At 56.1% G+C, this 23,122-nt stretch carries 17 protein-coding genes; 10 read left to right on the top strand and 7 right to left on the bottom strand.

Features of this window, described 5'->3' with window-relative positions:
• Window positions 1-25: 25 nt before the first annotated feature.
• Window positions 26-1,381, bottom strand: a complete 1,356-nt coding sequence (gene aroP, locus LZU96_RS16800) for an aromatic amino acid transporter AroP (protein WP_233985287.1) — start codon at window positions 1,379-1,381, stop codon at window positions 26-28.
• A 514-nt stretch (window positions 1,382-1,895) separates the two neighbouring features.
• On the opposite strand from aroP, the gene pdhR reads away from it, so the two are divergent.
• The 4 genes from pdhR (at window position 1,896) to lpdA (ending at window position 8,925) form a co-directional block, all read left to right on the top strand.
• Window positions 1,896-2,660 carry a pyruvate dehydrogenase complex transcriptional repressor PdhR gene (pdhR, locus tag LZU96_RS16795; RefSeq protein WP_233985286.1) on the top strand — a complete coding sequence of 255 codons (765 nt, stop codon included), beginning with the start codon at window positions 1,896-1,898 and terminating at the stop codon, window positions 2,658-2,660.
• A 103-nt stretch (window positions 2,661-2,763) separates the two neighbouring features.
• Window positions 2,764-5,430 (top strand): pyruvate dehydrogenase (acetyl-transferring), homodimeric type, encoded by a 2,667-nt coding sequence (gene aceE / locus LZU96_RS16790; RefSeq protein ID WP_233985285.1) that lies wholly within the window; start codon window positions 2,764-2,766, stop codon window positions 5,428-5,430.
• 14 nt (window positions 5,431-5,444) lie between these two features.
• On the top strand, window positions 5,445-7,340 hold the full coding sequence (aceF, locus tag LZU96_RS16785) for a pyruvate dehydrogenase complex dihydrolipoyllysine-residue acetyltransferase (protein WP_233985284.1): 1,896 nt from the start codon (window positions 5,445-5,447) through the stop codon (window positions 7,338-7,340).
• Between the two features lie 160 nt (window positions 7,341-7,500).
• The gene (gene lpdA, locus LZU96_RS16780) at window positions 7,501-8,925 is read left to right on the top strand and encodes a dihydrolipoyl dehydrogenase (protein ID WP_031376687.1); all 1,425 of its coding nucleotides are present in this window, start codon (window positions 7,501-7,503) and stop codon (window positions 8,923-8,925) included.
• Window positions 8,926-9,218: 293 nt separating this feature from the next.
• On the opposite strand, the gene LZU96_RS16775 is transcribed toward lpdA, so the two are convergent.
• Window positions 9,219-10,115 carry a LysR family transcriptional regulator gene (locus tag LZU96_RS16775; RefSeq protein WP_233985283.1) on the bottom strand — a complete coding sequence of 299 codons (897 nt, stop codon included), beginning with the start codon at window positions 10,113-10,115 and terminating at the stop codon, window positions 9,219-9,221.
• Between the two features lie 105 nt (window positions 10,116-10,220).
• Between LZU96_RS16775 and LZU96_RS16770 the strand changes: the two genes are divergently transcribed.
• The 4 genes from LZU96_RS16770 to yacL all read left to right on the top strand — a co-directional run bounded on the left by LZU96_RS16770 (window position 10,221) and on the right by yacL (window position 15,268).
• On the top strand, window positions 10,221-10,730 hold the full coding sequence (locus tag LZU96_RS16770; protein WP_039391324.1) for a phenolic acid decarboxylase: 510 nt from the start codon (window positions 10,221-10,223) through the stop codon (window positions 10,728-10,730).
• An 84-nt stretch (window positions 10,731-10,814) separates the two neighbouring features.
• Window positions 10,815-11,672 carry an MBL fold metallo-hydrolase gene (locus LZU96_RS16765; protein WP_233985282.1) on the top strand — a complete coding sequence of 286 codons (858 nt, stop codon included), beginning with the start codon at window positions 10,815-10,817 and terminating at the stop codon, window positions 11,670-11,672.
• A 425-nt stretch (window positions 11,673-12,097) separates the two neighbouring features.
• Window positions 12,098-14,695: a bifunctional aconitate hydratase 2/2-methylisocitrate dehydratase gene (gene acnB, locus LZU96_RS16760; RefSeq protein ID WP_233985281.1), complete on the top strand. Its 2,598-nt coding sequence runs from the start codon at window positions 12,098-12,100 to the stop codon at window positions 14,693-14,695.
• A gap of 189 nt (window positions 14,696-14,884) precedes the next feature.
• Window positions 14,885-15,268, top strand: coding sequence for a protein YacL (gene yacL / locus LZU96_RS16755; RefSeq protein ID WP_031376684.1), 384 nt, complete (start codon window positions 14,885-14,887; stop codon window positions 15,266-15,268).
• A 13-nt stretch (window positions 15,269-15,281) separates the two neighbouring features.
• Here the strand turns inward: yacL and LZU96_RS16750 are convergent, their stop codons facing one another.
• The 5 genes from LZU96_RS16750 to LZU96_RS16730 form a co-directional block, all read right to left on the bottom strand.
• A complete protein-coding gene (locus tag LZU96_RS16750) occupies window positions 15,282-15,953 on the bottom strand; it encodes an SDR family NAD(P)-dependent oxidoreductase (RefSeq protein ID WP_233988222.1) in 672 nt (223 codons plus the stop codon).
• 8 nt (window positions 15,954-15,961) lie between these two features.
• On the bottom strand, window positions 15,962-17,155 hold the full coding sequence (locus LZU96_RS16745; RefSeq protein ID WP_233985280.1) for a sialidase family protein: 1,194 nt from the start codon (window positions 17,153-17,155) through the stop codon (window positions 15,962-15,964).
• Between the two features lies 1 nt (window position 17,156).
• Complete coding sequence (locus LZU96_RS16740) at window positions 17,157-18,572, bottom strand: sodium:solute symporter family protein (protein WP_031292876.1); 1,416 nt, start codon at window positions 18,570-18,572, stop codon at window positions 17,157-17,159.
• Window positions 18,573-18,651: 79 nt separating this feature from the next.
• Window positions 18,652-19,536, bottom strand: coding sequence for a dihydrodipicolinate synthase family protein (locus tag LZU96_RS16735; RefSeq protein ID WP_233985279.1), 885 nt, complete (start codon window positions 19,534-19,536; stop codon window positions 18,652-18,654).
• 11 nt (window positions 19,537-19,547) lie between these two features.
• Window positions 19,548-20,696: an iron-containing alcohol dehydrogenase gene (locus LZU96_RS16730; RefSeq protein WP_233985278.1), complete on the bottom strand. Its 1,149-nt coding sequence runs from the start codon at window positions 20,694-20,696 to the stop codon at window positions 19,548-19,550.
• Window positions 20,697-20,883: 187 nt separating this feature from the next.
• On the opposite strand from LZU96_RS16730, the gene dtnK reads away from it, so the two are divergent.
• Entirely contained in the window at window positions 20,884-22,143 is a 1,260-nt protein-coding gene (dtnK, locus tag LZU96_RS16725; RefSeq protein WP_233985277.1) for a D-threonate kinase, read from the top strand.
• Entirely contained in the window at window positions 22,136-23,116 is a 981-nt protein-coding gene (locus LZU96_RS16720; protein ID WP_233985276.1) for a D-threonate 4-phosphate dehydrogenase, read from the top strand. Before dtnK ends, LZU96_RS16720 begins: the two co-directional genes overlap by 8 nt.
• The last annotated feature ends 6 nt before the right edge of the window (window positions 23,117-23,122 follow it).

Below are 23,122 nucleotides of genomic sequence, written 5' to 3'. Positions count from 1 at the left end.
CGGCGCTGCAGCAGGTCAGGGCTTATCAGGCTTTCTGGGCCTGATTCTTAATGAAGTAACCAATCCCCAGAATCACCAGCCAGACCGGAATCAGCCAGACGGAGATCGCCATGCCCGGCGTGGTTGCCATCAGCACCAGAATCGCCGCCAGGAAGATCAGGCAAATCCAGTTACCTACCGGATAGAGCAGCGCTTTGAAGCGGGTAGTCACCCCTTGCTGATCTTTCTTACGACGGAACTTGAGGTGCGCCAGGCTGATCATCGCCCAGTTGATCACCAGCGCCGAAACCACCAGTGACATCAGCAGGCCAAAAGCCTCGCCCGGCATCAGGTAGTTGATTAACACGCAGAGCGCAGTGGCGACGGCTGACACCAGAATGGTCAGCACCGGCACGCCGCGGCGGTCCACTTTCAGCAGCGCTTTCGGCGCGTTGCCCTGCTGCGCCAGACCAAACAGCATACGGCTGTTGCAGTACACGCAGCTGTTATAGACCGACAGCGCCGCCGTCAGGATCACCACGTTCAGCGCATTAGCCACCATCGCATCACCCAGTTCGTGGAAGATGAAGACGAACGGGCTGACGTCTGCGGTAACGCGGGTCCACGGCATCAGTGACAGCAGCACCGCCAGCGAACCGATATAGAAAATCAGGATGCGCCACAGCACCTGATTGGTCGCTTTAGGAATGCTGGTTTCCGGATTATCCGCTTCTGCCGCGGTGATCCCCACCAGCTCCAGACCACCAAACGAGAACATGATGATCGCCATCACCATCACCAGCCCGCCGAGGCCATGCGGGAAGAATCCGCCCTGTTCCCACAGGTTGCGTACGGTGGCCTGCGGGCCGCCGTGACCGCTGAACAGCAGCCAGCCGCCGAACAGGATCATGCCAATCACCGCGACCACTTTAATAATGGCGAACCAGAACTCCATCTCACCAAACACTTTCACGTTGGTCAGGTTAATGGCGTTGATCATCACAAAGAAGATGGCGGCCGAGGCCCAGGTCGGGAAGTCAGGCCACCAGAACTGGATATATTTACCGACAGCGGTCAGCTCTGCCATCGCTACCAGCACATAGAGCACCCAGTAGTTCCAGCCCGATGCGAAGCCAGCAAAGTTGCCCCAGTATTTATAGGCGAAGTGGCTGAAGCTGCCGGCAACCGGCTCCTCTACGACCATTTCGCCCAACTGACGCATGATTAAAAAGGCAATAAAACCGGCAATGGCATACCCCAGAATGACTGCCGGTCCGGCGGATTCAATGACCGACGCACTGCCGAGAAACAGGCCGGTCCCCACCGCACCACCCAGCGCGATGAGCTGAATATGGCGGTTCTTCAGACCGCGTTTCAGCGCTTCGCCTTGCTGTTGTTCCATACAAACCTCGTGATGTTTTTATTCTTCGTTCGCAGCGCAGTCCGCTGTAAGGAAGTGGTTACATTAACGTATTGATTATTTTACGGTATCCGGCGTGCTGTCTGCTGCCAGGCGCTACCCTGGCGACAAGAATAGTGATAAGCGAATCGCTTTGCACCTGCTTTCGCTTTTCGTGCTGGGCATTGACTGAAAAAACAGCGCCAGCTCACGTCTGTGACAGGCAAATTTCTGCCATGAAATGATGCCGATGACGAATAGGTTTCGCTTATGGTAGCCGCTGCGGTTAGCGGCTAAACGGGTGTAAGGTTTGGTAAAAGTGAAGTTATTTAACATTTACTTCCAGGGTAATTTTTCATTTTTTTAACCGCAAGTTAGCGTCACCACTGGCTTTCACCGTTGCGGAATGTGACCGGGACCATATAGACACAAGGTGAATACTTTGTTACTTTACCGGCACCTTTTGACAATTGGTATTACCAATTTACTCCGGACGATTGGCTAATAAGAAGGGAAGATGGCTTACAGTAAGATTCGCCAACCCAAGCTCTCCGACGCCATCGAGCAACAGCTCGAATCCCTGATCATGGAAGGGACGCTGCGTCCGGGAGAGAAGCTGCTCCCCGAGCGCGAACTCGCCAAACAATTCGATGTCTCACGTCCGTCCCTCCGCGAAGCAATCCAGCGCTTAGAAGCCAAAGGATTACTGCTACGCCGTCAGGGTGGCGGAACGTTCGTACAGGAGCATCTCTGGCAAAGCATGAGCGATCCACTCGTAGAGCTTCTCGCCGACCATCCGGAATCACAATTTGATCTGCTGGAAACGCGCCACGCCTTAGAAGGCATCGCCGCTTATTATGCGGCACTGCGCGGCACCGAAGAGGATCTGCTGCGGATTCGTGATTGCCATCTGCAGATCCAGCAGGCACAGGACAGCGGCGACTTAGACGCCGAAGCGGACGCAGTGATGCAGTATCAGATCGCTGTCACAGAAGCAGCCCATAATGTCGTGCTTTTGCATTTGCTACGCTCTATGGGCCCTATGCTGGAACAAAACGTCCGTCAGAATTTCGAATTGCTCTACTCGCGCCGGGAAATGCTGGCGAAAGTGAGCGGTCACCGCGCCAGAATCTTTGAGGCGATTGTGGCTCGTGAGCCGGAAAAAGCGCGCGAGGCTTCACACCGTCACCTGGCGTTCATTGAGGAAATCTTGCTGGACAGAAGTCGGGAGCAGAGCCGTCGAGAACGCTCCCTGCGTCGTTTACAGCAACGTAAGGAATAACGTGCGACAAAGATCGTACGGACATGTGCGACGAGCCTGCCTGCATGTGCTGTAACAGGCTCCCGATTATTCAACGTATTAGACACAGATAAGGAACACACCCATGTCAGAACGTTTACACAATGACGTGGATCCGATTGAAACTCGTGACTGGCTACAGGCGATCGAATCGGTCATCCGTGAAGAAGGTGTTGAACGTGCGCAGTATCTGATTGATCAGGTACTGGGTGCAGCCCGCAAAGGCGGCGTGAACGTTGCTGCAGGATCTTCTGCAATCAGCAACTATATCAACTCTATTGCCGTTGAAGATGAACCGGACTATCCGGGCAACACCTCTCTTGAACGTCGTATCCGTTCCGCGATCCGCTGGAACGCCATCATGTCGGTGCTGCGCGCATCGAAGAAAGATCTGGAACTGGGTGGCCATATGTCCTCCTTCCAGTCTTCTGCCACCATTTATGAAGTGTGCTTTAACCACTTCTTCCGCGCGCGCAGTGAGAAGGATGGCGGCGACCTGGTTTACTTCCAGGGCCACATTTCCCCAGGCATCTACGCCCGTGCGTTCCTTGAAGGTCGTCTGACCGAAGAGCAGATGAACAACTTCCGTCAGGAAGTGGCCGGTAAAGGCCTCTCATCTTATCCGCACCCGAAACTGATGCCGGAATTCTGGCAGTTCCCGACCGTTTCTATGGGTCTGGGTCCGCTGTCGGCTATCTATCAGGCGAAGTTCCTGAAATATCTGGAACACCGTGGCCTGAAAGATACCTCTGCACAGACCGTCTATGCCTTCCTGGGTGATGGCGAGATGGATGAGCCGGAATCAAAAGGCGCAATCACCATCGCCACCCGTGAAAAACTGGATAACCTGGTCTTCATCATCAACTGCAACCTGCAGCGTCTGGATGGCCCGGTCACCGGTAACGGTAAGATCATCAACGAGCTGGAAGGCATCTTTGCCGGTGCTGGCTGGGAAGTGATCAAAGTCATCTGGGGCGGTCGCTGGGATGAGCTGCTGCGTAAAGATACCAGCGGCAAGCTGATTCAGCTGATGAACGAAACCGTTGACGGCGATTACCAGACCTTTAAATCCCGTGATGGTGCCTATGTGCGCGAGCACTTCTTTGGTAAATATCCGGAAACCGCCGCGCTGGTTAAAGATATGTCCGATGATGAAATCTGGGCACTGAACCGTGGCGGCCACGATCCGAAGAAAATCTACGCGGCACTGAAAAAAGCGCAGGACACCAAAGGCAAACCGGTGCTGATCCTGGCGCATACCATCAAAGGTTATGGTATGGGCGACACCGCGGAAGGCAAAAACATTGCTCACCAGGTGAAGAAGATGAACATGGATGGCGTGCGCTATATCCGTGATCGCTTCAACGTGCCGGTAGCGGATGACAAGATTGAATCTCTGCCATACGTGACCTTCGACAAAGGCTCTGAAGAGTACAACTATCTGCACGGTCAGCGTGAGAAGTTGGGCGGCTACCTGCCGACGCGTCAGCCGAAGTTCACCGAAAAGCTGGAGATGCCAGCGCTGGAAGAGTTCAGTGCGCTGCTGGAAGAGCAGAACAAAGAGATCTCAACCACCATCGCCTTTGTGCGTGCTCTGAACGTGATGCTGAAGAACAAGTCGATCAAAGATCGTCTGGTTCCGATCCTCGCCGATGAAGCGCGTACCTTTGGTATGGAAGGTCTGTTCCGTCAGATCGGTATCTACAGCCCGAACGGTCAGCAGTACACCCCGCAGGACCGCGAGCAGGTGGCTTACTACAAAGAAGACGAGAAAGGCCAGATTCTGCAGGAAGGGATCAACGAGCTGGGCGCAGGTTCATCCTGGCTGGCGGCGGCGACCTCTTACAGCACCAACAACCTGCCGATGATCCCGTTCTACATCTATTACTCGATGTTCGGCTTCCAGCGTATCGGCGATCTGATGTGGCTGGCGGGCGACCAACAGGCGCGCGGCTTCCTGGTCGGCGGCACCTCCGGTCGTACCACACTGAACGGCGAAGGTTTGCAGCATGAAGATGGTCACAGCCACATTCAGTCGCTGACCATCCCGAACTGTATCTCCTACGATCCTTCATACGCGTATGAAGTCGCGGTGATCATGCATGACGGTCTGGTGCGGATGTATGGCGAAGCGCAGGAAAACGTCTACTACTACATCACCACGCTGAACGAAAACTACCACATGCCAGCGATGCCGCAGGGTGCGGAAGAGGGTATCCGTAAGGGTATCTACAAGCTGGAAACGGTCGAGGGCAGCAAAGGCAAAGTCCAGCTGCTGGGTTCAGGCTCTATCCTGCGTCACGTACGTGAAGCTGCGCAGATCCTGGCGAATGACTACGGTATCGGCTCTGACGTCTACAGCGTCACCTCGTTCACCGAACTGGCTCGTGATGGCCAGGATTGTGAGCGCTGGAACATGCTGCATCCGACCGAAGAACCGCGCGTGCCTTACATCGCGCAGGTGATGAACGATGCACCGGCCGTCGCTTCAACCGACTACATGAAGCTGTTCGCTGAGCAGGTTCGTAGCTATGTCCCAGCCAGCGATTATCGCGTACTGGGTACCGATGGCTTTGGTCGCTCTGACAGCCGTGAGAATCTGCGTCATCACTTCGAAGTGGATGCATCTTATGTGGTGGTTGCCGCGCTGGGTGAGCTGGCTAAACGCGGCGAGATCGAGAAGAAAGTGGTGGCCGACGCGATCACCAAATTCAGTATCGATGCCGATAAAGTTAACCCGCGTCTGGCTTAAGAGGTAATAGAGTAATGGCTATCGAAATTAAGGTACCGGATATCGGGTCTGACGAAGTTGAAGTCACCGAGATTCTGGTGAAAGTTGGCGACAAGGTGGAAGCCGAACAGTCGCTGATCACCGTGGAAGGCGACAAAGCCTCAATGGAAGTGCCTTCGCCGCAGGCTGGCGTGGTCAAAGAGATCAAAATCGCCACCGGTGACAAAGTAGAAACCGGCTCGCTGATCATGATGTTTGACGCGGAAGGTGCGGCAGAAGCCGCACCGGCACCGGCCGCAGAGAAAAAAGCAGACGCGGCCCCGGCGGCTGCCGCTGCTACCGCCAGCAAAGATGTCAATGTTCCGGATATCGGCGGTGACGAAGTCGAAGTCACTGAGATTCTGGTGAAGGTTGGCGACAAAGTTGAAGCCGAACAGTCCCTGATCGTGGTGGAAGGCGACAAAGCCTCGATGGAAGTCCCGGCCCCGTTCGCGGGTACCGTGAAAGAGATCAAAATCGCGACCGGCGACAAAGTCAGCACCGGTTCACACATTATGGTGTTTGAAGCGGAAGGCGCAGCGCCGGCCGCTGACGTGAAACCTGAAGTTAAAGAAGAAGCGGCAACGGCTCCGGCTGCGGCTGCGGGCGCAAAAGAGGTTAACGTTCCGGACATCGGCGGTGACGAAGTTGAAGTCACTGAAGTGCTGGTGAAAGTCGGCGACAAAGTTGAAGCTGAGCAGTCACTGATTGTGGTGGAAGGCGACAAAGCCTCGATGGAAGTCCCGGCCCCGTTCGCGGGCACCGTGAAAGAGCTGAAAGTGGCGACTGGCGACAAAGTCAGCACCGGCTCGCTGATCATGGTGTTTGAAGTTGAAGGTGCTGCGCCAGCCGCCGCTCCTGCAGCAGCGAAACAGGATGCCCCGGCACCGGCAGAGAAGGCCGAAGCTAAAGCCGCGGCACCAGCCGCCGCCAAAGCGGAGAGCAAAGGCGAGTTCGCAGAGAACGATGCCTATGTTCACGCGACCCCGGTGATCCGTCGTCTGGCGCGTGAGTTCGGTGTTAACCTGGCGAAAGTCAAAGGCACCGGCCGCAAAGGTCGCATCCTGAAAGAAGACGTGCAGAGCTACGTTAAAGAGGCCGTGAAACGCGCTGAAGCAGCACCGGCTGCTGCCAGCGGCGGCGGTCTGCCTGGCATGCTGCCATGGCCGAAAGTGGACTTCAGTAAGTTTGGCGAAATCGAAGAAGTCGAACTGGGACGCATCCAGAAAATTTCTGGCGCGAACCTGAGCCGTAACTGGGTGATGATCCCGCACGTTACGCATTTCGACAAAACCGATATCACCGATCTGGAAGCGTTCCGTAAGCAGCAGAATGCGGAAGCCGAGAAGCGTAAGATGGACGTGAAGTACACCCCGGTGGTGTTCATCATGAAAGCGGTCGCTGCGGCACTTGAGCAGATGCCACGCTTCAACAGCTCGCTGTCAGAAGATGCGCAGAAGCTGACGCTGAAAAAATATATCAACATCGGTGTGGCGGTTGATACGCCAAATGGCCTGGTGGTTCCGGTCTTCAAAGACGTGAACAAAAAGGGCATTACCGAGCTGTCGCGTGAACTGATGGCGATTTCGAAGAAAGCGCGTGACGGTAAGCTGACGGCAGGCGACATGCAGGGCGGATGCTTCACTATCTCCAGCCTTGGCGGTTTGGGTACCACGCACTTCGCGCCGATCGTCAACGCGCCGGAAGTGGCTATCCTTGGCGTCTCGAAGTCGGCGATGGAGCCAGTCTGGAATGGTAAAGAGTTTGCGCCGCGTCTGATGATGCCAATTTCTCTTTCCTTCGATCACCGTGTTATCGACGGTGCTGATGGTGCGCGTTTCATCACTCTCATCGGCAATATGCTGTCCGACATTCGTCGTTTAGTTATGTAAATGTGAAGAAGGCCGGCGAAAGCCGGCCTTCCTGTAACGATTCGTCGCACCGCGGTTGGCAGTTTGTTAACAATTCTGTAAACTCTTGCGGTGAAAGTCCCGGTGGAACAAGGGCATCATAAGAACGTCTGACCCGCCGGATATCAAATAAGAGGTCATGATGAGTACAGAGATTAAAACCCAGGTCGTAGTACTTGGGGCGGGTCCTGCAGGTTACTCTGCAGCCTTCCGTTGCGCGGATTTAGGTCTGGAAACCGTACTGGTAGAGCGTTACAGCACCCTTGGCGGTGTTTGTCTGAACGTCGGTTGTATCCCATCTAAAGCGCTGCTGCACGTTGCTAAAGTGATTGAAGAGGCGAAAGCCCTTGAAGAGCACGGCATTGTGTTTGGTCAGCCATCGACTGATATCAACAAAATTCGCAGCTGGAAAGAAAAGGTAATTAACCAGTTAACTGGCGGCCTGTCAGGTATGGCAAAAGGTCGTAAAGTGAAAGTGGTTAACGGCCTGGGCAAATTCACCGGTGCTAACACGCTGGTGGTTGAAGGAGAAGGCGGCGCGACCACCATCAACTTCGATAACGCCATCATCGCTGCGGGTTCACGCCCAATCGAACTGCCGTTCATTCCACATGAAGATCCACGCGTCTGGGACTCAACCGATGCGCTGGAGCTGAAAGAAGTACCGAAGCGCCTGCTGGTTATGGGTGGCGGTATCATCGGTCTGGAAATGGCGACGGTCTACCATGCGCTGGGTTCAGAGATCGATGTGGTCGAGATGTTCGATCAGGTTATCCCGGCTGCGGATAAAGATGTGGTGAAAGTCTTCACCAAAAAAATCAGCAAGAAATTTAACCTGATGCTGGAAACCAAAGTGACCGCCGTTGAAGCAAAAGACGATGGCATTTACGTTTCCATGGAAGGCAAAAAAGCACCAGGCGAAGCACAGCGTTACGATGCGGTGCTGGTGGCTATCGGTCGTGTACCGAATGGCAAAGGTCTGGATGCCGGCAAAGCGGGCGTGGAAGTGGACGATCGCGGCTTCATTCGCGTCGACAAGCAGATGCGTACCAATGTGCCGCACATCTACGCTATCGGCGACATCGTCGGTCAGCCAATGCTGGCGCACAAAGGCGTGCATGAAGGCCACGTCGCGGCGGAAGTGATCTCCGGTCTGAAGCACTACTTCGATCCGAAAGTGATCCCATCCATCGCCTATACCGAGCCAGAAGTTGCCTGGGTTGGTCTGACCGAGAAAGAAGCGAAAGAGAAAGGCATCAGCTACGAGACCGCCACCTTCCCGTGGGCAGCCTCAGGTCGTGCTATCGCTTCTGACTGTGCAGACGGCATCACCAAACTGATTTTCGACAAAGAGACGCACCGGGTGATCGGTGGCGCGATTGTCGGCACCAACGGCGGCGAGCTGCTGGGTGAAATCGGTCTGGCGATCGAGATGGGTTGTGATGCGGAAGATATTGCGCTGACCATCCATGCTCACCCGACGCTGCACGAGTCTGTGGGTCTGGCGGCAGAAATCTTTGAAGGCAGCATCACCGATCTGCCTAACGCGAAAGCGAAAAAGAAATAAGCCTCATTGCCCAATAGAAAAGCTCCCTTTACGGGAGCTTTTTTTTGCCTGAATTTTGTGCTGGCGATTAAGTGTGCATTTGGGTTAAGTCTGGGTGTAAAATTCGGTAGAATCAGTGGTGGCTGAAAAGTAGTTAGTAATCAAACGGATAATTTTAGAGTGTTCCCCGCGCGAGCGGGGATAAACCGTGCCTGAGCCAGAATCCGGTCCGGCCCTAATCGTGTTCCCCACACCAACCGGGAAAAACCACCTCAACCCTTACTCATCCTCTCGCGCAAACCATCCACAACCCATCAACTCTGCCGATCAACCGCCACCTGGTCGATAAACATCTGCGCCAGTACGGCGATCGCCGCATTGCCTGGCAATCTCTCTTCATTAATGCGCAGCATCAGCGAGGTTGAGCGTCTACGGCCCTGCAGCAGCGGGAGCGGGCGCAGCTCGCCGCTGGCCAGTAGCGCGGCAATGTTCTTCTCCGGCAACCAGCCATAGCCCAGCTGATGCTGCACCGCCTCAATGGCTGCCGACAGGGTGGTGAACGACCAGTTCTCGGCCTGCTCACCGCTGACCTCTGACTGCTGCTGTTGCTGGCGATCGAGGATGGTGATGCAGGGCCAGCGCGCCAGAGCGGCGGCACTGAGCGGTGCCGGCTCGCTGTGCAGAGGATGATCGCGATGAGCGACCGCAATAAAGTCAACGCTCATCAGACTTTCCCCGGCTAACGGTTCGTCATCACTGCGCGCTACCAGCCAGAGATCGGCCTGCTGCTCCGCCAGTCTGGCGGGCGTTTCGCTGCGGACGATTTCGCTGAACCAGACGCGGACGTGCGGATAACGCTGCTGAAACTGATGCAGCACCGTAAACAGCAGTGGCTTGGGCGCAATGGCATCGACCATCAGGTCGACACGCGAGGGTTCACCGCGCTGCAAGGCGGCAGCCTGCGCTTCCAGGCTGCTAAAACCGGTCAGCAGCGGACGCGCCTGCGCCAGCAACTGCTCGCCCTCCGCCGTCAGTACCGCGCGTCGTCCTTCTTGTTGCAGTAGCGCGATGTCCAGTCGCTGCTGCAACAGGCCAATCTGATAGCTGACTGAGGACTGGCTACGGTTATTTTTTTCTGCCGCCAGCGCAAAACTGCCTTCCTTTACTACCGAGTCGAGCAGGAACCACTGTTCGAGTGTCGTTTTATGCATGGATACTCATCGAAAATTTGAATGAATTAGCGTTAAAAATAGCGTTATTAATCGTTTTTGTAACGCGCAATAATCTCCTCAAGGAAAACAAATGAGGAATTAATCATGAGCACTTTTGATAAACATGACCTGTCAGGCATCGTCGGCAAACATCTGGTTTACACCTATGACAACGGCTGGAATTACGAGCTCTACATCAAAAATGCCAGCACCATCGACTATCGCATTCACAGCGGTATGGTCGGTAATCGCTGGGTTAAAAATCAGCATGTCTATGTTGTTCGTCTGGCGCAGGATGTCTATAAAGTTTCCTGGACTGAACCAACCGGCACCGATGTCAGCCTGGCCGTTAATCTGGCTGATAAAATTTTCCATGGCACCATCTTCTTCCCACGCTGGGTCATGAACAACCCGGAAAAAACCGTCTGCTTCCAGAATGATCATCTGGAAGAGATGGCAAAATTCCGGGAAGCGGGTCCGGCTTATCCAACCGAAGTGATTGATGAGTTCGCAACGCTGACCGTAATCCGCGATGTGGGTGAAAATAACGAAAGCGTGATCGACTGCCCACCTGACCAGTTGCCAGCGAATTTTCCGGACAACCTGAAAAATTAAACCTGCACAGAAGAGGTCATGACGACCTCTTCTTAATAGCAGTTTCTGTCTTGTAGCTTCTGATCTGTTTTGCGAGGACGAAAAATGGAATTATCGACAAAGGTTTTTATCAGCAGTGATGCCCATGATGGATTCGGGGTCAGCTCCACTCTTATCATGGGCGAAAAAGAGGTGATGCTGGTGGATGCGCAGTTTACCCTGGCAAATGCGCATCGACTGGTGGCAGAGATTATTGAAACCGGTCTTGAGCTAAAACGGATATTCATTACCCACCTGCATCCCGATCACTTTCTTGGTCTTGAAGTCATTAAGTCTGTTTTCCCACACGCTGAAATCCTCTCTTACAAGCAGGTGGCGGAAGACGTTAACGACGCTTTTGACTTCAAAATTGATTACTGGGGCAGGCAGGTTCTGAAAGCGAATGGGGCTCGCACCACCTATCCGATTACCGAGATTGAGGAGGAGACGCTCTATCTGGAAGGCCAGCCGATTAACATCCTCGGACTGCTCAGCGGCGATTGTATCCGGGTGACACCGCTCTGGATCCCTTCGACCCGCACGCTGATCGCCTCCGATGTGGTGTTTGCCGATGCCCACGTCTGGATTGCCGACATGCGCACGCCGGAACGGATGGCGAAGTGGATGCAGAGCCTGGATACGCTGGAAGCGCTGGCACCGAAAGTGGTGATCCCCGGTCACTCCTGCACCACGCCAACGTTGAGTCCGTCAGCAATTGGCTTTACCCGCCGCTATATCAACGATTTTATTAATGCGCTGCATCGGGTTAACAACAGCGAGGAGCTGATCGCGGAGATGGAGAGAATCTATCCCAACCTGCCGGTGAAAATCTGCCTCGACTACAGCGCCAGAATTCTGAAAGATCACTATGTCTGGCCTGGTGACTGGCCTGAATCACTGCGCGAAATGAAAACCACGCTCTAGCCGTTACGCTATCAGGCCGGTTCAGGCTGGCCTTAACGGCCACGACCCAATCCGGGCCATTCCCGCCAAAACGTTAATCCTGCCGCGTCTTCTATTCCTGCGCGTTATGCATTTCAGACAATTCACTGCCTGATTAACCCTGACCGGCGCGTTATTCAGTCGTGACGCTTTTCTGCCGCGCGATCGCCTGCTTTGCTGGCCTGTTTGTGGTTCAGATGCCCGCTGCCAGCAGGCAGGAAACCGGCAGAAACGGTTATGCATTTAATGTTGTATTTTTGTAAACAGATTAACAAACACCCGAAATCCTGCTATTCTGCCCTCCGCGAAACCGGGCACCTCAACCTGGACATCATAAGGTAAGGTTGTTCTCCATAAGTGAGCAAGGTGGTCGGAAAGCCCTACATAATGAGAGCGAGGATAACGTCGTGCTAGAAGAATACCGTAAGCACGTTGCCGAGCGTGCCGCAGAAGGGATCGTACCTAAGCCTTTAGATGCTTCCCAAATGGCCGCGCTGGTTGAACTGCTAAAAAATCCACCTGCGGGTGAAGAAGAATTTCTGACCGATCTGTTGGTCAACCGTGTTCCACCGGGCGTCGATGAAGCGGCGTACGTTAAAGCGGGTTTCCTGGCCGCTGTCGCCAAAGGCGAAGCCACCTCTCCTCTGATCTCTCCTGAAAAAGCGGTTGAACTGCTCGGCACCATGCAGGGCGGTTATAATATTCATCCGCTGATCGATGCGCTGGAAGACCAGAAACTGGCACCGATCGCGGCCAAAGCTCTTTCACACACGCTGCTGATGTTCGACAGCTTCTATGACGTGGAAGAGAAAGCGAAAGCGGGCAATGAATACGCGAAGCAGGTGATGCAATCGTGGGCCGATGCGGAATGGTATCTGTCACGCCCTGAACTGGCTGAAAAAATTACCGTTACGGTGTTCAAAGTCACCGGCGAAACCAACACCGATGATCTCTCTCCGGCTCCGGATGCCTGGTCACGTCCTGACATCCCACTGCACGCGTTAGCGATGCTGAAAAATGCCCGTGAAGGCATTGAGCCGGATGAGCCAGGCAACGTTGGCCCGATCAAACAGATCCAGGCGCTGCAGGCTAAAGGCTTCCCGCTGGCGTACGTCGGTGACGTCGTCGGTACCGGTTCCTCACGTAAATCCGCCACCAACTCGGTGCTGTGGTTTATGGGCGACGACATCCCGAACGTGCCGAACAAAAAAGGCGGCGGCGTGGTGCTGGGCAGCAAAATTGCTCCAATCTTCTTCAACACCATGGAAGATGCGGGCGCACTGCCGATAGAAGTGGATGTGAACAACCTGAACATGGGCGATGTCATCGACATCTATCCATTCAAAGGCGAAGTGCGCAACCATCAGACCAACGAACTGCTGGCCAGCTTCGAACTGAAAACTGAAGTGCTGATTGACGAAGTGCGTGCCGGTGGCCGTATTCCGCTGATCATCGGTCGTGGCCTGACCACCAAAGCGCGTGAGTCGCTGGGTCTGCCGCACAGCACCGTATTCCGTCAGGCGAAAGATGTCGCGGAGAGCACCCGCGGTTTCTCGCTGGCACAGAAGATGGTCGGCCGCGCCTGTGGCGTTGAGGGTGTTCGTCCGGGCGCCTATTGCGAACCGAAAATGACCTCAGTAGGATCGCAGGATACCACCGGTCCGATGACGCGTGATGAGCTGAAAGATCTGGCGTGCCTCGGTTTCTCAACCGATCTGGTGATGCAATCATTCTGTCACACCGCAGCTTATCCTAAGCCAGTGGATGTGAATACGCACCATACGCTGCCCGACTTCATCATGAACCGTGGCGGTGTGTCGCTGCGTCCGGGTGACGGCATCATCCACAGCTGGCTGAACCGTATGCTGCTGCCGGATACCGTCGGCACCGGCGGTGATTCACATACCCGTTTCCCGATCGGTATCTCTTTCCCGGCGGGTTCAGGCCTGGTGGCGTTTGCCGCCGCGACCGGCGTGATGCCGCTCGACATGCCGGAATCGGTGCTGGTGCGCTTCAAAGGTAAAATGGAGCCAGGTATTACGCTGCGCGATCTGGTTCACGCCATCCCGCTGTATGCCATCAAACAGGGTCTGCTGACCGTTGAGAAGAAAGGTAAGAAAAACATCTTCTCTGGCCGCATCCTGGAGATTGAAGGTCTGCCGGATCTGAAAGTCGAGCAGGCGTTTGAGCTGTCAGATGCGTCAGCGGAACGTTCAGCGGCGGGCTGTACCATCAAGCTGGATAAAGACCCGATCATTGAATACCTGAACTCCAACATCGTTCTGCTGAAGTGGATGATTGCTGAAGGCTATGGCGATCGTCGTACGCTGGAGCGTCGTGTTGAAGGGATGGAGAAATGGCTGGCGGATCCACAGCTGCTGGAAGCGGATGCGGATGCGGAATATGCCGCGGTGATTGAGATCGATCTGGCAGATATTAAAGAGCCGATCCTCTGCGCACCAAACGATCCGGATGATGCCCGTCTGCTCTCTGATGTGCAGGGCGAGAAGATCGATGAAGTCTTCATCGGATCGTGCATGACCAACATCGGTCACTTCCGTGCAGCCGGTAAGCTGCTGGATAGCCATAAAGGGCAGTTACCGACTCGTCTGTGGGTGGCACCGCCAACCAAGATGGATGCGGCGCAGCTGACCGAAGAAGGCTACTACAGCGTATTCGGTAAGAGCGGGGCGCGTATCGAGATCCCAGGCTGTTCACTCTGCATGGGTAACCAGGCACGCGTGGCGGACGGTGCGACGGTGGTCTCCACCTCAACCCGTAACTTCCCGAACCGTCTGGGTACCGGCGCGAACGTCTATCTGGCATCAGCCGAGCTGGCGGCAGTGGCCTCACTGTTAGGCCGTCTGCCAACGCCGGATGAGTATCAGCAATTTATGGCGCAGGTGGATAAAACCGCCAGCGACACTTATCGCTATCTCAACTTCGACCAGCTGACGCAGTACACCGACAAAGCTGACGGCGTGATTTTCCAGACTGCAGTCTGATTCACTGACCGATAGCCGTAAAAAGGGGCGATGATTCGCCCCTTTTTTTCGTCTGTGCGACGGCAACCGGCGCGATGAAAAGCTGCATTTCGCCGGACAGCCTGCAATAATGCGCCACTTGTCACACTTTGCCGTTGAGGCAGCGCTGACACTGATAACGTGACGCGATGATGTAGAGAGGAACGGGCGATGGAATATGAATTTTTACGCGATGTGACCGGCCAGATTAAGGTGCGCATGTCGATGGATCACGAAGCGGTCGGCCACTGGTTTAATGAAGAGGTCAGAGACGATCCTGGCCTGCTGGACGAAGTCGAAGCCGCAATCGAAGATGTGAAAGGCAGCGTGCGGCAATGGCAGCGCGTCGGCAGCGAGTACACCATCCTGCTGGATGAGGAAGAGGTGATGATCCGCGCCAACCTGCTGGCGCTGGAAGATGACGGCATGGAAGAGGGGATGAACTACTACGACGAAGAGAGCCTCTCGTTCTGCGGCATTGAAGATTTCCTGCTGGTGATCGCCGCCTATCGCCAGTTCGTCAATCAGTATGGTAATAAAAGCCGGGCGACCTGAGCCGCCCGGCCGGTTAACTGAGAGACGCCCCGCCACACAGCACTAGCTGCTGTCCGGTCATCGCCGCCGCAGCCGGCGTGAGCAGAAAATGCACCAGCCCGGCCACTTCCTCCGGTTGAATAAAGCGGCCAATTGGCGGCAGCCTCGGTGGTGAACTGGCCCGACCCGGCTGTTGCAGCATCGGCGTGTCGGTTGCGCCAGGCGCCACAATATTGGCGGTAATGCCGCGTGGTGCCAGTTCTGCAGCCCAGCTGCGCACCATCCCGATCATTGCGGATTTGGTCGCCACATACTGACTGCGGCCCGCCGCTCCGCCTGAGGTGCGGCTGCCCAGCAGCACAATCCTGCCGCCACTGGTCATCCGTGGCGCGCAGTGATTAGTCAGTTGCTCCGCCGCTGCCACATGCAACTGCCATAAGCGCGCGCTGGCGTTGAGATCGAGTTCACCCAGCGGCGCAGCCTGCATCATGCCTGCCGCATGTACCAGCGCCTGGGGCACCGGCAGTCGGGCTAACACCTTCTGTAAGGCGGCGGCATCGCTGATATCCACCTGATAGCTCTGCAGTGCCGGATGTTGCCGCGTCAGCGCCGAGCGACTCAGACCGATCACCTGCCAGCCCTCCGCCAGCAAGCGGTCAACAATCGCCTGGCCGATACCTGAGCTGGCACCAGTGACCAGCGCCATTTGGTGAATCACGCGCGACCTCCCGCCACCCACGACTCTTCAACGCGAACATACTTGATTGCCTGACGATAAAAGGTGTAGGCGATATGCAGTTCACCGCCGGCTCCCTGTTTGATGCTTGGATAAGAGAATTCACGGTTCAGCTTCTGCTGTGAATTGTTGGTCATGCAGTAGCCATCGCCTTCATCCAGATTACGCTGCAGCGGCCAGCTTATGCCGCCGTCATGTGAAATCGCCAGCGTCATAGGCGCGCGCGGTGCACCCCAGAAGGCCGTTCGCGCGCCGTGTGCCACTGGCTGCACGGCGACAGCTACCTCATCATCATCCTCATCTTCAATTTCGTCATACAGCGACAGCCGCCGCTCACTCGCGCCTTCCGCGCTCATCGCATTAAACACCAGCGCCAGATGACCATTGCGCAGCGTGGTGACCTGAATCGATGAGTTATTGTTAGGCAGCGACAACGGCTGTGGGGCACTCCAGCTTTCACCCTGATCAAATGAGCGGCTCTGGTAAATATGATCGGCCCAGCGGCTGCGATAGAGTGCTAGCAGCGTACCGTCATCCAGCAGCGTGACGTTCATGTGGACGCAGCCGGTGCTGTCAGGCACGCTGACGTCGCGCCAGCTCTGGCCTTTATCTTCTGAGATTTTTACCGCGCTCACGTCATAGCTGCCGACCCACTTTTCGCCGGGCTGCGTCAGGCAGTAAAACACCGGCAGCAACCAGTTACCGTTGGGCAGCACCACAATCGGCTGGCGAATAAAGGTGCCAGGCTTATCCAAAAGTGTGCCGATGGCACCCCAGCTGCGGCCCAGATCGTGCGACTGGCGATAGCGAACAATCGCGGTGTCCTGATTGCCCGATTTCTGCGCCGTCCACAGCAGCCACAGTACCTGGTCGGGATCGAGAAACAGCACCGGATTCTGTTCTGAACGGCCCGGATCGTCAGAGAGTTTTTGGGCTTCACTCCAGCGATCGCTGCCTTTTTGCAGTCGTGAACACCAGACAGAGATATCGGCGATCCCTTCCTGCGTGCCGCCAAACCAGACGCAAAGCAGATCGCCATCGGGCAGTGGCAGCAGGTTAGCCGCGTGGTTTTGCGGGCAGGAGGAGGGCAGCATCGCAATCTGCTGAGCGCTATCCTGCGGGTGAGGCGCAAGCAGGCCGGTGCGTTCTACGGTGACGGTTTCCTGAGTCATTTTAGGCTCCACTGTTTTGTGCATTGTGTTGCGATTGAGGCTGAGACTGGCGTGACGGGATACAGCGGTCAATCACCATAATGATTGCCGGGGTGATCAGCGCCACGTACATATTGTCGATACCAAACGGGTTACCCATCAGGAACCAGACGGAGGTGACAACGCAGGCGCCAATCAGACCGGCATTGGCGCCGCGTGTGCTCTTAAACCACGGCAGGTAGAAGGCCATGATCGCCACAACGGTAATTGACAGGCGAATCGCACGGGTAAAGAACGAGAGCTTCAGCACTTCCGGGAAGAACAGAACAAACAGCAGCGGGAAGAAGCCGATGCCAATCGAGATCCAGCGCGTCATTTTAAATTCGCGTTCTGGGGTCGGGTTACGATAAGGCACGTAAAAGTCTTTCACCACCAGCGAAGCGATGGCCAGCGCCACGGTACCGACGCTGACGAAAATCGAGGCTACCAGCGAGGTAGTGACAATGCCCGCCAGCCACGGTGACATATCCTGCAGAAACACCGGCAGCGCATAGAGGCTCTTGATATCCGGGTGAGCAAACTTCGCTGCCACGCCAATCAGCGCCATCGCCAGACCGATCGGCAGGCAGAAGAAAAAGGCGACCCAGGTGGCACGCTTCGCTGACTTTACATCTTTGGTGGAGGAGATTGCCTGGATCACAAACTGGGTACAGAAGATCGAACCCACGGTCCCAATCAGCCAGGCCACAATCGTACTGGCACCGACATGACCATCCCATGTCCAGTAGAACGCCGGCATTTTCTCCATCATTGGGGCGACGCCCCCGGTCATCTTCAGCGCCACATAGAGGATAATCAGGATCCCCATATACTTGATGGCGCTGTGCAGCAGCGTGACCCAGGCCACGCCTTTCATGCCGCCAAACGCAAAGTAGAAGGTGCTGACCACCGCAGTGATAAAAGCAGCCTGGGTCAGGTCGATCTTGAGTACGGTGGAGATTGCCGCCGCGCCGCTGATGTAATTGCCGACGTTCACCAGCAGCAGCGCATAGATCATGATCAGCGAGATAATATTTTTGGTCGAACTGCCATATTTCTCGGCGATAGCACCGGAGATAGTGATCTTTCCGGTGTTGTAGATGCGCTTAACCAGAATCAGGCCAAACAGCGGGAAACCAATAGCCGCGCCAATCACCGACCATGAGGCGGCGAAGCCATCTTCAAACGCCGCCTGCGCGGTGCCGATGGTGGATTTTGCCCCGATATATTCAGACATCAGCATAATGCCGACGATAAAAGCAGGCATGGCGCGCGAGCCTTCCATAAAGTCGCCGCTGGTTTTACTGCGCAGCCGCCAGGTGAGCCAGGTGGTGAACAGGATATAGGCGACCACCATGCCGACGATCAGTAAGGTGCTCTCAGTTGAAAATGCTTTCATCATGACCTCGATTGTTCTGGCAGATGGCGACCATCAGGTTCGTTCTCATCTGACCGGTAGGGTGCAAAGGTGATGGACGTTATCGCAGGTAGTGGTTCACGATTTGACGGATCTGCTGCTGCTCTTCGGCGCTGAACTGCACCGCATAGCGGCTTTCACCCACCTCAAAGCCCTGGAGGCTGACCGCTTTTTTCACGGCGGCCGGTGAGAAACCGATGCTGTAAAGCGCGGTGCGCAGGCCGGTGACGTTCTCCTGTGCCTGATGCGAACCGGCAATATCGCCCGCATGGAAGCGCGCCCAGATGGCGTTAATCGCCTCTGGCGCCACGTTTGCCAGCCCGGAAATTGAGGCGGAGCAGCCATCCACGAAACCCTGGTGGATCAGCGAATCCGGGCCGTTCAGCACATCAAAGTCCTGGCAGTCGGCGGTAGCCTGCAGAAAGCCGCTCAGACTTTCATAGCTGCCTGCTGAATCTTTAATGCCGATGATGTTCGGGTGCGCGGCCAGCGTATGAACGGTCTCTGGCTGCAAAGTATTGCCGGTACGCGCCGGGATGTTGTAGAGGAACAGCGGCACCGTAAGCGCGTCAGCCACGCGCTGATAGTGGTCGATCAGCTCCTGCTGTTTAAGCGGAACAAACCACGGCGTGATCGCGGAGACAGCATCTACGCCAAGATTGGCAATCTGTTTGCCTAGCCGGATAGTTTCACGGGTCGAAATCTCTCCGATGTGCGCCACCACCGGCATCCGGCCGTTAACTTCATCGACGCAGGTGGTGGTAACCGCGATCTTCTCCTGCTCGTTCAGCACAAAGAATTCGCCGTTGGTACCGCCGCAGAAGATGCCGTTACCGGCGTTGATCTGGCGTCTGACCTGTTCGCGCTGCCTCTCCGGATCAAAGGCACCTTCCCGGTCAAAAGTGGTGACGATGGCGGTCAGTACGCCGTTTATTTTCTTATTCATGACAATCCTCATTACGCCTGGCAGGAAGGGAAAAGCGTCAGGTAGACGGCGCGCACATCGTCGGCGGTGACCGCCATCGGCACGTTGTTCATCAGACGCTGGACGTCGAGCGCGGCTTCCACTAACCAGGGCAGGTGATCCGGGCTGATGCCCAGGGCTTCCAGGCTGGCAGGCAGCTGCAGCCGCGCTACCAGCGCGGTGAAGTAGTCGACCAGCGCGTGTGATTTCTCTTCATCGCTTAAACGGACGTCGGCGTCGGGCAGCAGATCATAGGCCTGAGCGAATTTGCTCACCGCCGCCGGACGGACAAAGCGCATGCAGGGAGCCAGCAGGATGGCGTTGGCGACGCCGTGTGGCAGATGATATCTGCCGCCGAGCGGGTAAGAGAGGGCATGCACCAGATGTGTCCCGGCATGGGCAATCGATGCACCGCCATAATAAGAGGCCCAGAGCATCTCCAGGCGTGCCTGCAAATTTTCTGGCTCGCGCAGGGTGGTTTCGAGATTAGCGAACAGTTTCTTCATCCCAGTCAGCGCATAGTTGTCGCTGACCGGGTTGGCGACATTGGCGGTAAAGCACTCAATCAGATGGCAGAGGGCGTCAATACCGGTTGAAGAGGCGATGTGGGCCGGCATGCTGGTGGTCAGTTCCGGCACCAGGGCCACCACATCGGGCAGCATCACTGGTGAAATAATGCCGACTTTGGTCTCTTTCTCCGGGATCGCCAGGATCGCATTGGGCGTCGCCTCAGAACCCGTGCCTGCGGTGGTAGGGATCAGTATTGAACGGGTACGGCGCTGCGGTTTTTCGCCTGCCAGCAGGGCGTCCAGCGAAGGCGCGGCGTCGATGCACAGTACTGAGAGCAGCTTCGCCACATCCAGCACGCTGCCGCCGCCGATGCCAATCACCATATCGACATGGGGCCGGGAGAGCGTCGCGATAATCGCTGCCACATCATGCTGGCTTGGTTCAGGCGGGACGCTGTTGACCACGCTGATACCCGGAATCTGATCCCGAAGTTGAACCATCAGCGCCTGCACTGCCGGAATAGCCTCAATGTTCCGGTCAGTGACCACGACTGCTGTCGATATCCCCTTCAGCAGATAGCGCATGTCGTTTAACGCCTGATAACCGCTAATCACCGTGCTGTTAATGTTCATTTCATACCCTTATTTCTGTCCTGTCTGAGCAGATGATTAATCTTGCTCAGCGCAATGCGAAGTCAGTCACTCTCAGTGGCTAATTTTATAAGGCATATCGATTTCGATTAATTTGAACTTGCTCACATATAATCAATCATGATTGAATATAATCAAATGCAGCGACAATCGCCTGACAGGAGTGAGGATGGGCTCATCATTATGGAAAACCCCGGTGCTGGTCATCGCCGATGACTTTACCGGTGCCAACGATGCGGGTAGCGGACTGGCACAGGCTGGCGCCCGCGTACATGTGCTGTTTGGCACTAAGGCACCGTTGCCAGACGACGCTGCGGATGTGCTGGTCATCAGCACCGACAGCAGGGCAGCCAGCGCCAGCCAGGCCGCAGAGCGCGTCGCTCAGGTGGTGCAGCACTTCGCCGCAGAGCTTCAGCAGGGCTGGCTGTTTAAAAAGATCGACTCCACGCTGCGCGGCAACGTCGGTGCTGAAACCGCGGCTGCGCTGCACGCCAGCGGCAAAAGGCTGGCGCTGGTTGCGCCAGCCGTGCCACGACTGGGCCGCACCACACGCGAGGGTAAAGTGTGGGTCAATCAGCATTTACTGACAGACACCGAATTTGCCAGCGATCCGAAAACCCCGATCCTCAGCCCCCGCGTACTCGATCAGATGCAGATCGACGGCACGGAGATCGATCTCCCGACGCTGCGCAGCGATCGGCTTGATGCGGTGTTAGCGGCGGTGCATGGCGTCGTGGTGGTGGATGCCGAAAATGAAGCCGATCTGGCGCGACTGATAACCGCTGCGGCGCGGCTGGCAGAGAAGCCGCTGCTGGTGGGAGCCGCCGGATTAAGCGATGCGCTGGGCGCAGCGCTCTCTGTTCGCCCGTCGCGGCCCGTGCTGGCAGTAGTAGGATCGATGAGCAGCAGCGCGCAGCAGCAGATCGCCACGCTGCTTAAACAGCGGGCAGTTGAGATAGTGGATGTCGATATCCGTCAGCTGTTTCAGCAGCCCGCCTGGCCCGACCGGGATCGCTGGATCCAACAGGCTGAAACCGCACTGCGTGCCGGTCGCCATACGGTGATCCGCACCTGCCAGCAAGAATCCCAGCGTCACGATATCGGGCATCTCAGCCAGCAGCACAGCGTGACCCGCCAGCAGCTGGGTGAAGCGATCAGTCAGTTGCTGGGCGAAATAACCCACAGCCTGTGCCGGACACAGCTGCCGCATGCGCTCTATCTGTCGGGAGGCGACGTGGCGATTGCCGTTGCCCAGGCACTGGGGGCCAGCGGCTTTAAAATTCAGGGTCTGGTGGCGGGCTGTGTGCCGCACGGGGTTCTGCTTAACAGTGAATTTACTCTGCCGGTGATGACCAAAGCGGGTGGCTTTGGTGATGAAAATACCCTGGTAGCAGCCATTGGTTTTATTGAGGAGAAGTCGAGTGAGTAAAATTATTGCGATCACCATGGGCGATCCGGCGGGCATCAGCCCGGAAATCATCATTAAGTCACTCTCTGAAGGTGAGCTGAATGGCATTCCTGCGGTGGTGATAGGCTGTGCCAGTACGCTGCGCCGCATTATGGCGATGAATATTACGCCACAGGCCGAGCTGCGGGTGCTGGACCGGGTGCAGGATGCGCGGTTTGCACCCGGCATCATCAACGTAATCGATGAGCCCCTGGCCGATCCCGACGCGCTGAAACCTGGCGTGGTGCAGAAAGAGGCGGGAGATCTGGCATGGCGTTGCGTGAAGTGTGCTACAGAGCTGGCACTGGCGGGCGACGTGCATGCCATAGCCACCGCGCCGCTGAACAAAGAGGCGCTGCATGCGGCGGGCCATCTCTATCCTGGTCACACTGAACTGCTGGCGCATCTTACCGGGACCAGAGATTACGCCATGGTCCTCTATACCGATAAGCTGAAAGTGATTCATGTCACGACCCACATTGCGCTGCGTAAGTTCCTCGATACGCTGAACCAGACGCGCATCAAAACCGTGATTGGTATGGCGGACACTTTCCTGCGTCGGGTCGGTTATACCCAGCCGCGCATTGCCGTGGCGGGCGTTAATCCGCACGCCGGTGAAAACGGCCTGTTTGGCGATGAGGAGATCACCACGGTTGCGCCAGCCATTGCGGCAATGAAAGCGCAGGGGATTGATGTCTACGGGCCTTGTCCGCCGGACACGGTGTTCCTGCAGTGCCAGGATGGACGGTATGACATGGTGGTCGCGATGTACCACGATCAGGGGCATATTCCGCTTAAACTGCTGGGATTCTACGACGGGGTTAACATCACGGCGGGCCTGCCGTTTATCCGCACCTCGGCGGACCACGGCACCGCATTTGATATCGCCTGGACAGGTAAAGCGAAGTCTGACAGCATGGCGATCTCTATTAAACTCGCGATGCAGCTCGCATAGGGATAT

The sequence above is a fragment of the Pantoea agglomerans genome, assembly GCF_021397715.1.
Taxonomy (GTDB): Bacteria; Pseudomonadota; Gammaproteobacteria; order Enterobacterales; family Enterobacteriaceae; genus Pantoea; species Pantoea astica.
The sequence above is the reverse complement of the archived record's forward strand: the minus strand, read 5'-3'. Positions and strand labels throughout refer to the sequence as shown.